Below are 10,001 nucleotides of genomic sequence, written 5' to 3'. Positions count from 1 at the left end.
ATGACTCATTCGGGACCTCGCACGTCCCGAATGAGTCATTCGCGACACCGGCCGCCGCCGGCCGCGGCGTTCCGTCTTCACCCGATCGAACGGAGATCCTGCCCATGACCGCCACCCTGCGCGGCCCCACCCAGGTGGCCGCCCTGCGGCACTCGCCGTGGTTCCGTGCCCTCTTCCTGACCGACATGTGGGAGCGCTTCGGCTTCTACGGCATGCAGGCCGTCTTCGTCCTCTACGCCGTCGAGCCGGTCGCCGGTGGTGGGCTCGGCCTCCCGCCGTCCTCCGCCGCCGCTCTCTTCGGTGTCTACATCGGACTCACCTTCCTCTTCGCGCTGCCCGGTGGGTGGCTCGCCGACCGGGTGCTCGGGCTGCGGCGGTCGATCCTCGCCGGCTCCGTCATGATCGCCGCCGGCTATCTCGTGCTGGCCGTGCCGGCCCGGGCCGCGACCCCCGTCGGGCTGCTGCTCGTCATGGCGGGCGGTGGCCTCTTCAAGCCCAACCTGCAGGCGCTGGTGAACCTGCTGTCCGGAAAGGACAGTGCCCGCCGGGAGACGGCGATCTCGATGCTGTTCGTCGGCGTGCAGTTCAGCGCGCTCGCCGCGCCACTGCTCACCGCGTTCCTCGGCGAGCGCGTCGACTGGCACCTCGGGTTCGCCGCCGGCGGGGCGGCGCTGCTCGCCGGGACGGCCTGCTTCCACGCCGGGCGCGCGCACTTCGGTGACGTCGGCGAGACGGCGCCGCGGCCGGTGCCCCGTGCCGTGCTGCGGACCGTCGGCACGCGGACCGGCTGGGTGACCGCCGGGATCGCGGTGCTCGTCGCGGCGACCGCGCTCACCGGCGTCCTCACCGCCACCCGCGCGATCATCGTGCTCGGCCTCGCCATCCTCGTGGTCCCGGTGCTCTGCCTGGTCAAGGCCCTCGGCGGCGCCGCGACCGCCGACCGGCGCGGGCTTCGCGGGCTGCTCTGGCTCTTCCTCGGCTCCGCCCTGTTCTGGATGCTGGTCAGCCAGACCGGCTCGGTGCTCAACCTCTTCGCGCAACGGTCGACCGACCGCGAGCTGTTCGGGACGACCATCCCGGCCGGCTGGCTGCAGTCGGTGACGCCGCTGTTCATGCTCGTCCTCGCGCCCGTGCTGGCCTGGTGGCTCGGCCGGGCCGGGTCCCGCGTCGGCGTCGCCGTGAAGTTCGCCGCCGGGCTCGCCTGCGCCGGGACCAGCTTCCTGCTCATGGGGGCCGCCGCGACGCAGGCGGCCGGCGGGGTCAAGGTTTCGGTGTTGTGGCTGATCGCCGTCTACTTCCTGCACGCCTGCGGGGAGCTGATCTCGGCCGCGGTCGGCATCAGCGCGACCGCCGGCGCGGTGTCCACCGAGGTGGTCGGCCAGACCATCGGGCTCTGGTGGGCGTTCAACGCCCTCGGCGCCGGCTTCGGCAGCCAGGTCGTGCGGCTGACCGACGTGCTCGGCCCGACCGCCTACTTCCTGGTGCTCGGCGGGATCACCGTCGCCGCCGGGGCGCTGTTCGTGCTCCGCCGCCGCCGGATCGACGGCCTGGTGGGCGCCACCAGCGTGCGGTCAGCCACGCGCGAAGCGGCGCCGCGATGATGACCGGGAAATCCTTATACCGCAAGGAAAGGGGACTGCGGTGCACCGCACCTTGATCGTCGCGAGGATGGCGCCGGCGCGCGCGGAGGCGGTGGCCGGCATCTTCGCCGAGTCCGACGCCTCCGAACTGCCCGGCCTGGTCGGGGTCACCCGGCGGACGCTGTTCCGGTTCCACGACCTCTACTTCCACCTCGCCGAGGCGGACCACGACATCCGGCCGAACCTGGACCGTGCGCGCGCCCACCCCCTGTTCGCCGACGTCAACACGAAGCTGGCCGAGCACATCCGGCCCTACGACCCGGCTTGGCGTGAGCCGGCCGACGCGATGGCGGAGACCTTCTACAGCTGGCAGGCGGCGAAATGACCGGGGCAGTGCGCAAGATCGGCATCGGCGACGTCGCGGTCAACCGGCGTCGCGGCGGTGAGCTGCGGGTGCTGCTCGGCCCCGCCACCACCGGGGCGACGTCGGGCTTCCTCGGCGTCCTCGACCTCGCCCCCGGCGACTACGTCTCCGAGCACTACCACCCGTACTCCGAGGAGTTCCTCTACGTCACCGCCGGCGCGGTGTCCGTGCGGATCGACGGCGAGGAGGTCGCGCTCGCCCCGGGCGAGGCGGTGCTGATCCCCAAGAACGCGCGGCACCGCGTGCGCAACACCGGTGCCGAACCCGCGTCCTGCGTCTTCCAGCTCAGCCCGCTCGCGCCGCGGCCCGACCTCGGGCACGTCGACACCGAGGCGCCGCCGAACACGGCGGAGCCGCAGGTCGAAGTGGGCGCGGAGCGGTGACCGGCGCACGACGGGTGGTGATCACCGGCATCGGCGTGGTGGCGCCCGGCGGGATCGGCGTGAAGTCCTTCTGGGACCTGCTCTCGAGCGGCCGGACGGCGACACGGGCGCTGTCGCTGTTCGACCCGGCGGGCTTCCGGTCGCGGATCGCGGCGGAGTGCGACTTCGACGCGGCGGCGGAAGGCCTGGGCCCGCAGGAGATCCGGCGGATGGACCGGTCCGCGCAGTTCGCGGTGACCGGCGCCCGCGAGGCGATGGCCGACAGCGGGCTGGAGTTCGCCGCGGGCGACCCGGCCCGGGTGGGCGTCAGCATGGGCTCGGCCGTCGGCTGCACGACGTCGCTGGAACGCGAGTACGTCGTGCTCTCCGACGGCGGCCGCCGCTGGGAGGTCGACGCGGCGTACGCGGTGCCGCACCTCTACGACCACCTGGTGCCGAGCACGGTCGCCAAGGAGGTCGCCTGGGCCGCCGGCGCGGAGGGCCCGGTGACGCTCGTGTCCACCGGCTGCACCGCCGGGCTCGACGCCGTCGGCGCCGGGTTCCGCGCGGTGGCCGACGGCCGCGCCGACGTCGTGCTGGCCGGCGCGGCGGACGCGCCGATCTCGCCGATCACCGTGGCGTGCTTCGACGCGATCAAGGCCACCTCGCCGAACAACGGCGACCCGGAGCACGCGTCCCGGCCGTTCGACCGCGACCGCGACGGGTTCGTGCTCGGCGAGGGCGCCGCGGTGCTGGTGCTGGAAGAGCTGGGCGCGGCGCGGGCCCGCGGCGCACACGTCTACGCCGAGCTGGCGGCGTTCGCCAACCGCAGCAACGCCTTCCACATGACCGGGCTGCGCCCGGACGGCCGGGAGATGGCCGAGGCGATCGACGTCGCGCTGGCGCAGGCACGCTGGTCCCCGGACAGCATCGGGTACGTCAACGCGCACGGCTCGGGCACCCGGCAGAACGACCGGCACGAGACCGCGGCGATGAAGCTCAGCCTCGGCGCGCACGCCCACCGCACCCCCGTCAGCTCGATCAAGTCGATGATCGGGCACTCGCTCGGCGCGATCGGCGCGATCGAGCTGGCGGCCTGCGCGCTGGCCCTGGAGCACCAGGTGCTGCCGCCGACGGCGAACCTGCACACCCCGGACCCCGAGTGCGACCTGGACTACGTGCCGAACACCGCGCGCGAGCACCGCGTCGAGCGCGTGCTCAGCGTGGGCAGCGGGTTCGGCGGCTTCCAGTCCGCCGTGCTGCTCGGCCTGCCCACGCCATGACCGCACCGCCGCAACGCCGCACGACAAAGCAAATGGAGGAACCCATGTCGACGTTCACCCTGGACACCCTGCGCCGGATCATGCGCGACTGCGTCGGCGACCCCGAGGCCGCCCCGCTCGGCGACGCGATCGAGGACGTCGAGTTCGCCGACCTCGGCTACGACTCGCTGGCCATGCTGGAGATCGCGGCCAAGATCGGCCAGGCGACCGGGATCACGCTGCCCGAGGAAGCCGTCGAAGAGATGACCACGCCGGCCCGCGCGGTCGGCTACGTCAACGAATGCCTGGGCGGGGTGCCGGCGTGAGCGGCCACACCGAGAACTCGGTCGTCATCGCCGCGCCGCTGGAGCTGGTCTGGGAACTGACCAACGACGTCGAGGGCTGGCCGGAGCTGTTCAGCGAGTACGCCGAGGCCGAGATCCTGTCCCGCGAGGGGGAAACCGTCCGCTTCCGGCTGGCGATGCATCCCGACGAAAACGGGAAGGTGTGGAGCTGGGTCTCCGAACGGACGCCGGACCCGGCCACCCGGACCGTGCGCGCGCGCCGCGTCGAGACCGGGCCGTTCGAGCACATGGACATCTTCTGGTCCTACGAGGAAACCGCGGACGGCGTCCGCATGCGCTGGGTCCAGGACTTCCGCATGAAGCCGGGCGCCCCGCTCGACGACGACGGCATGACCGAGCGGATCAACCGCAACAGCGCGATCCAGCTGGCGCGGATCAAGGACATCGTCGAGCGAGCGGCGGCGGACGCGCCGGCCGTCCGGTAGGGGCGGGACGATGCTGACCGGGGTGCTGCTGGCCGCCGCGCTGGTCGGGAACGGCGTCACCGCGGGGATCATGCTGTCCACCGTGATCGGCATCGTCCCGCTGATCGACCGGCTGCCCTACGAGCGGTACGTGCGCACGATCCAGTTCCTCTGGCCGCGCTACGACCCGTTCATGCCGATCACGCACGGCCTGACCATGCTGCTCGACCTGGCGCTGGTGGTGCTGGACGGCGATCCCGCGCGGCGCGCGCTGTGCGGGACCGCCGGTGCGGTGCTGCTGGTGGTGATGACCATCTCGGTGCTGAAGAACGTGCCGATCAACCGATTCGTGATGGCGCAGGACCCCCAGTCGCCCCCGGCGGGCTGGCCGCGGAGCGACCCGCGGTCCCGCTGGCGGGGCTGGAACCGGCTGCGCACGGGGCTGGCGCTGCTCGCGCTGGTGGTGAACGCGGCCGCGGTGACCGTCGGCTGAAGGACGTCCCGGCTGGGACAGAAACTGGTGGAGGACATGGATCTCGAGCTGAAGGACAAGCGGATTCTGGTGACCGGCGGGAGCCGGGGCATCGGCCGCGGCATCGTCACCACGCTGGCGTCGCAGGGGGCGTCGGTGATCACGTGCTACGCGGGCAGCCACGACGCGGCGGAGTCGCTGCGGGCGGAGCTAGCCGGCTACGGCGACCGGCACCTGGTCGTGCAGGCCGACGTCGCCGACCGGGCGGCGGTCGCCCGGCTCGTCGACGTCTGCGCCGAGCGCTTCGGCGGCCTGGACGCGCTGGTGCACAACGCCGGCGTGATCAGCCACATCCCGTTCGCCGACCTGCCCGAGGACGAGTGGGAGCGCGTGCTCACCACGAACCTCACCTCGGCCTACCTGCTGATGCGCGCGGCGCTGCCGCTGCTGGGCGCCGGCTCGTCGGTCGTGCACGTCGGTTCGAAGGTCGCCATGGTGGGCGTGCCGCTGCGCGCGCACTACACGGCGTCGAAGGCGGGGCTGATCGGGCTGACCCGGTCCATGGCCAAGGAGCTGGGCGCGCGCGGCATCCGCGTCAACGTGGTGGCGCCCGGCCCGATCGAAACCGAGGCCGAGCTGCCCGCCGAGGTGCTCGAGCGCTACCGGCGGATGATCCCGCTGGGCAGGCTCGGCCGCGCGGACGAGATCGCCGGGGCGGTGGCGTTCCTCGCCAGCGACCTGTCGAGCTTCGTCAACGGCGAGACGCTGAACGTGGACGGGGGGATCTGATGGGCGAGCCGGCGGACGACGACGTCTTCCGCGTCCTGCTGCGGATGCGGATCCACCCCGGTATGGAAGCGGGGTTCGAGGAAACCTGGGCGAAGGTCGGCACCGCCGTCACCGGGCACCCGGCGAACCTCGGGCAATGGCTTTCCCGCAGTGCCGAGGAACCCGGTGTCTACTTCGTGATGAGCGACTGGGTGAACGAACGGGAATTCCGCGCCTTCGAATCCAGTGACGCGCATTTGACGCACCGCAAGAAACTGCACCCGTTCCGTTCCGGCGGGGAGATGACGACCATGCGTGTCCGCTACGCCTTCGCCGGGGCCGGGACGCCCGCGTCATGACCGGGCGGGTCCGGGTGGTCGTCTACGCCACCGCGCCGGCGGCCGAGCCGGACGCGGTGGTGCGGGCCTACCACGAGATCAGCGCGGCGCTGCGCGGCACGCCCGGACTGCTCGGGAACGAGCTGCTCCGGTCGGTGCTGCGGCCCGCCGACTACGCCGTGGCCAGCGAATGGGCCGATCTTCCCGCCTTCCGGGACTGGGAGGCCGGTGCCGCGCACCGGGGTACGACGGCTCCGCTGCGGCCGTACCAGTCGGCGGGGGCGTCCACATTCGGCGTTTACGAGGTGATCGCAACGTATTGACCGTTCTGCTCCGGAATACGCTGTTTCGGCGGAGCCGGGTCGATCTTTCGGTGGCGTTCGGAGCCCACGGGCACCGGACGCCACTTCGGCGTTCCCGGCCCGGCCCGGCCGGTTGCTCCGTTCGTGGTAGGCCGAAGTCGTAGCGCGGCGTACATCGCTGGGGCCCGTCGCCGCTGCTCCTTCGATGTATCTGCAGGTAGACCGCTTGTAGTGATCGCCACGGGCGTGATAGATGTGATGCGACGTGAGAAATCACGTGCCGCCGGTGAGAAGAGGGCTTGGGGGTCACCGGCGAACAAACGCTGCATTTATCGTCTATGGGGGCGGCGAATGAGCATTCGTGTTTTGGGCAACCTGGAAGTGTCCGACGACGGAAGAGACCTGACACCGACCGCGCCGAAACCGCGGCAGATCCTCGCTTTCCTGGCTCTGCGGCACAACCAGCCGGTCCGGATCGGCGAACTGACCGAAGAACTGTGGGGCGAAGGCGCGCCGCCGAGCGCGCTGCCCACCGTGCAGACCTACATCTACAAGCTGCGCAAGGTGTTTCCCGAGGAGGGGGGCCCGATCGGCGCGATCCGCAGCACCAAGCCCCAGGGGTACCGGCTCGCCGTGCGGCCGGAGGACATCGACCTCTGCCGGTTCGAAGCGCTCGCGGCGCAGGGCCGGGCCCGGCTCGGGGCCGGCGAGCTCCCGGCCGCCACGCGGATCCTCGGCCAGGCGCTCGCGCTCTGGCGCGGCCCGCTGCTCGGCGACGTCACCACCGGCGACCTGCTGTCCGCGCAGGTGACCCGGCTGGAGGAGCTGCGCCGTCAGGTCCTGGACTGGCGGATCGAAGCGGACCTGGCGCTGGGCCGGCACGCCGAGGTCGTCGGCGAGCTGAAGATGCTCAGCGCGTCGCACCCGCTCGAGGAGAGCGTGCACGCGCAGCTGATCCTCGCGCTGCACCGGTGCCGGCGCCGGTTCGAGGCGCTCGACGTCTACCGCCGGTTCCGCGCGGGGCTGGCGGCCGAGGGCGCGGGGCAGCCGTCGCCGCGGCTGCGCGCCCTGCACGACGCCGTGCTGGCCTCGGACCCGCGGCTGGATTCGCCGGCACCCGCCCCGGTCCAGGTCTCGGCGCAGGCGGCCGCGAGCGAGCCGCGGGTGCCCCGCCAGCTGCCCGCGGACCTGCCGGACTTCAGCTGCCGCTCGAGCGCGCTCAAGGCGGTCGAACGGCAGCTGGTGGAGCCGCGCGAAGCGAGCACGGCGGTGCGGATCGTCACCGTCACCGGGGTGCCGGGGGTCGGCAAGTCCGTGCTGGCGGTGCGCGCCGCGCACCGGGTGGCCGCGCACTTCCCGGACGGCCAGTTCCACGCGAGGCTGACCGGGCGGGCCGACGCCGGCGACGTCCCCACCCGGTTCCTGCTGGCCGCCGGGTTCGCCGCGGACGAGATCCCGGCGTCGCTGGACGAGCAGAGCACGCTGTTCCGGACGTGGTGCGCGAGCCGCCGGGTGCTGGTGGTCCTCGACGACGCCACCACGCCCGAGCAGATCCGCCCGCTGCTGCCCGCCTCCCCGCAGTGCGGGGTGATCGTGACCAGCCGGATCCCGCTGCTGCCGGACTCCGAGGTGGTCCGGCTGCGCAGCCTGGACGTCGGCGAGGGCGTGGTCCTGCTCGCGAAGCTCGTCGGCCACTCCCGGATCTCGCAGGACCCGGCCGCGGCGGAGTCGATCGTGCGGGCCTGCGGCGGCCTGCCGAAAGCGTTACGGGCGTTCGGCAGGCGGCTGAGCGATGTGCCGGCCGGCGGGTTCCGGGAGCTGAGCAGCAAGATCGTCGACGGCGGCCGGCTGCTCGACGAGCTGAGCCACGGCGACTTCGACGTCCGCGCCGCCTACGGGTCCAGCTACGGCGGGCTCACCCCCGCCGAGCGGGGCGCGTTCCGGCTGCTCAGCCTGCTCCCGGGCGGGGAGTTCGGCGCGGCGGAGGCGGGCGACCTCCTCGGCAGGCCGTCGGCGGACGCGGAGAAGCTGCTGGAGAAGCTGGCGGACCTGCAGCTGGTGCACGTGGTGCGCTGCGGCGAGGACGGCACGCTCTACTACTCCTTCCACGAGCTCGCCAGGGTCTACGCGCGTGAACTGCTCGACCGGCTGCTCGTGGGCGGGGACGAGCCCGCCGGCCGGGCGCTCGTCGCGCACAGGCGTGGCTGAGGGACTCCCCGGAGTCCCGGCCACCCACCGGAAGAGGCACCCGGTCCCACCCCCGGCCGGGTGCCTCTTCGCGGGCGGCGAGTCCACTGTGGAGGATTGACCGGCACCAGCTGTCGTAGAGGGGGCTGCGAACAGCCGCGGTCAGACTTGCGGTCGTGACAGGGAAAAGCGGACGACTCGCGGGCACCACCGTGGTGGTGCTCGGCGATCGGAACGAAGCGGGACCGCCCGGGCTCGGCGCGTCCACCCCACTCGACGACCGGACGCTGGCCGGGCACGTCTTCGCCGCGCTGGCCGACGAGCGACCGGACCGGATCGTGCTGGTGACCGACCGGGACGGCCCGCCCGGCGCCGACCTGCCGCCGGTGGCCGTCACCGGCGAGCTCGCCGGCGTGCTGGGCGGGGACGAGCCGTCGCACACCGTGCTCGTCGTGCGCGGCAACGCGCCGCTGCTCACCGCCGACACCCTGCACCTGCTGCTCGACCGGCGGGACGGGGCGGAAGTGGCGTTGCTGAGCGGAAAACCGGCGGGGCCGTACCGGGACTGGGTGGAGCGGCACGGCGCGGAGCTGGTCGCGGCGGACGCCGCGGACTTCCAGGTCGGCGCCTACGCCTTCGCCGCGGCGGCCTTCGAAGGCGCGGTCGGCGGCCTCGTGCCGATGACGGAGTCGCCGGGGGACCCGCTCGCCGCGCTCGTGCGGCGGCTCGGTGACGCCGGGCGCCGGATCGTGGCGGTCGAGCCCGTCGACTGGCGGGACGCGCTGACCGTCGACGACCCGGTCAGCCTGGCCTTCGCCCGCCGCGAGGTCGCCGAGCGGCTGGTCCGGCGCTGGATGCTCGGCGGCGTCACCGTGCTCGACCCGCGCACCACCTGGATCGGCCCGGACGTCGTCCTGGAGCCCGGGGTGACCTTGCTGCCGAACGTCCGGCTGACCGGCCGCACGACGGTGGGCGCCGGCTGCGTGGTCGGGCCCGACGTCAGCCTGGACGGCACGGCGGTCGGCGCCGACACCCGGATCCGGTCGGCGACCTGCGAGCAGGCCGTGATCGGCGCGCGCAGCTCGGTCGGGCCGTACGCCTTCCTGCGCGGCGGCACGCACGCCGGCGACGAGGTGGTCGCCGGGGCGTTCGTGGAGATCAAGGGCACCCGGATCGGCGCGGGCACCCGGATCAGCCACTTCGCCTGCGTCATCGACGGCGTCATCGGCGAGCGCGCGAACTTCGCGGCGTTCACCGGGCTGGCCAACTTCGACGGCGCCCGCAAGCAGTCCGCGGTGCTCGGCCGGGACGTGACCGTCGCCTCCGGGACCGCGATCGTCGCGCCCGCGCGGCTCGGCGACGGCGCGTGCACGGCGGCCGGCGCCATCGTCGTGCGGGACGTGCCGCCGGGCGCGCTGGCCATCAGCCGCGCCAAACAGACCAATGTGGACGGATGGACCGAGTCAAGGTTCCCCGGCTCGCGGGCCGCGGAATCCGCCCGGCTCGCGTCGGGGGAAACGACCCAGAGGTAGGTGAA

12 protein-coding genes are annotated in these 10,001 nt (G+C 73.1%); all 12 read left to right on the top strand.

Annotated features, from left to right (window positions below):
* Positions 1-104: 104 nt before the first annotated feature.
* Positions 105-1,601, top strand: coding sequence for an oligopeptide:H+ symporter (locus tag AB0G28_RS44890; protein ID WP_361104192.1), 1,497 nt, complete (start codon positions 105-107; stop codon positions 1,599-1,601).
* Between the two features lie 40 nt (positions 1,602-1,641).
* Positions 1,642-1,965 (top strand): TcmI family type II polyketide cyclase, encoded by a 324-nt coding sequence (locus AB0G28_RS44885; protein WP_361104189.1) that lies wholly within the window; start codon positions 1,642-1,644, stop codon positions 1,963-1,965.
* Positions 1,962-2,387: a cupin domain-containing protein gene (locus tag AB0G28_RS44880; protein ID WP_361104187.1), complete on the top strand. Its 426-nt coding sequence runs from the start codon at positions 1,962-1,964 to the stop codon at positions 2,385-2,387. Before AB0G28_RS44885 ends, AB0G28_RS44880 begins: the two co-directional genes overlap by 4 nt.
* The gene (locus AB0G28_RS44875; protein ID WP_361104185.1) at positions 2,384-3,649 is read left to right on the top strand and encodes a beta-ketoacyl-[acyl-carrier-protein] synthase family protein; all 1,266 of its coding nucleotides are present in this window, start codon (positions 2,384-2,386) and stop codon (positions 3,647-3,649) included. The genes AB0G28_RS44880 and AB0G28_RS44875 overlap by 4 nt, the downstream gene beginning before the upstream one ends.
* A 44-nt stretch (positions 3,650-3,693) precedes the next feature.
* On the top strand, positions 3,694-3,954 hold the full coding sequence (locus tag AB0G28_RS44870; protein WP_361104183.1) for an acyl carrier protein: 261 nt from the start codon (positions 3,694-3,696) through the stop codon (positions 3,952-3,954).
* A complete protein-coding gene (locus AB0G28_RS44865) occupies positions 3,951-4,418 on the top strand; it encodes an SRPBCC family protein (RefSeq protein ID WP_361104181.1) in 468 nt (155 codons plus the stop codon). The genes AB0G28_RS44870 and AB0G28_RS44865 overlap by 4 nt, the downstream gene beginning before the upstream one ends.
* Positions 4,419-4,428: 10 nt before the next feature.
* Entirely contained in the window at positions 4,429-4,890 is a 462-nt protein-coding gene (locus AB0G28_RS44860; RefSeq protein WP_361104179.1) for a DUF1772 domain-containing protein, read from the top strand.
* A gap of 36 nt (positions 4,891-4,926) precedes the next feature.
* Positions 4,927-5,658 (top strand): SDR family oxidoreductase, encoded by a 732-nt coding sequence (locus tag AB0G28_RS44855; RefSeq protein ID WP_361104176.1) that lies wholly within the window; start codon positions 4,927-4,929, stop codon positions 5,656-5,658.
* Positions 5,658-5,996: an antibiotic biosynthesis monooxygenase family protein gene (locus AB0G28_RS44850; protein WP_361104173.1), complete on the top strand. Its 339-nt coding sequence runs from the start codon at positions 5,658-5,660 to the stop codon at positions 5,994-5,996. The genes AB0G28_RS44855 and AB0G28_RS44850 overlap by 1 nt, the downstream gene beginning before the upstream one ends.
* On the top strand, positions 5,993-6,298 hold the full coding sequence (locus AB0G28_RS44845; RefSeq protein ID WP_361104170.1) for an antibiotic biosynthesis monooxygenase family protein: 306 nt from the start codon (positions 5,993-5,995) through the stop codon (positions 6,296-6,298). Before AB0G28_RS44850 ends, AB0G28_RS44845 begins: the two co-directional genes overlap by 4 nt.
* A gap of 330 nt (positions 6,299-6,628) precedes the next feature.
* Complete coding sequence (locus AB0G28_RS44840) at positions 6,629-8,485, top strand: BTAD domain-containing putative transcriptional regulator (protein WP_361104167.1); 1,857 nt, start codon at positions 6,629-6,631, stop codon at positions 8,483-8,485.
* A 155-nt stretch (positions 8,486-8,640) separates the two neighbouring features.
* Positions 8,641-9,996, top strand: coding sequence for a hypothetical protein (locus AB0G28_RS44835; protein WP_361104164.1), 1,356 nt, complete (start codon positions 8,641-8,643; stop codon positions 9,994-9,996).
* Positions 9,997-10,001 lie beyond the last annotated feature (5 nt).

The organism is Amycolatopsis sp. NPDC021455 (assembly GCF_040640995.1).
In the GTDB taxonomy this organism is placed as follows: domain Bacteria; phylum Actinomycetota; class Actinomycetes; order Mycobacteriales; family Pseudonocardiaceae; genus Amycolatopsis.
This window is presented reverse-complemented; position numbering and strand designations above follow the sequence as displayed.

What these genes read in the sequence shown, in the direction of transcription:
- AB0G28_RS44890 (WP_361104192.1), top strand. Translation starts at nt 105, where the DNA reads ATGACCGCCACCCTGCGCGGCCCCACCCAGGTGGCCGCCCTGCGGCAC.
- AB0G28_RS44880 (WP_361104187.1), top strand. Translation starts at nt 1,962, where the DNA reads ATGACCGGGGCAGTGCGCAAGATCGGCATCGGCGACGTCGCGGTCAAC.
- AB0G28_RS44870 (WP_361104183.1), top strand. Translation starts at nt 3,694, where the DNA reads ATGTCGACGTTCACCCTGGACACCCTGCGCCGGATCATGCGCGACTGC.
- AB0G28_RS44860 (WP_361104179.1), top strand. Translation starts at nt 4,429, where the DNA reads ATGCTGACCGGGGTGCTGCTGGCCGCCGCGCTGGTCGGGAACGGCGTC.
- AB0G28_RS44855 (WP_361104176.1), top strand. Translation starts at nt 4,927, where the DNA reads ATGGATCTCGAGCTGAAGGACAAGCGGATTCTGGTGACCGGCGGGAGC.
- AB0G28_RS44850 (WP_361104173.1), top strand. Translation starts at nt 5,658, where the DNA reads ATGGGCGAGCCGGCGGACGACGACGTCTTCCGCGTCCTGCTGCGGATG.
- AB0G28_RS44845 (WP_361104170.1), top strand. Translation starts at nt 5,993, where the DNA reads ATGACCGGGCGGGTCCGGGTGGTCGTCTACGCCACCGCGCCGGCGGCC.
- AB0G28_RS44840 (WP_361104167.1), top strand. Translation starts at nt 6,629, where the DNA reads ATGAGCATTCGTGTTTTGGGCAACCTGGAAGTGTCCGACGACGGAAGA.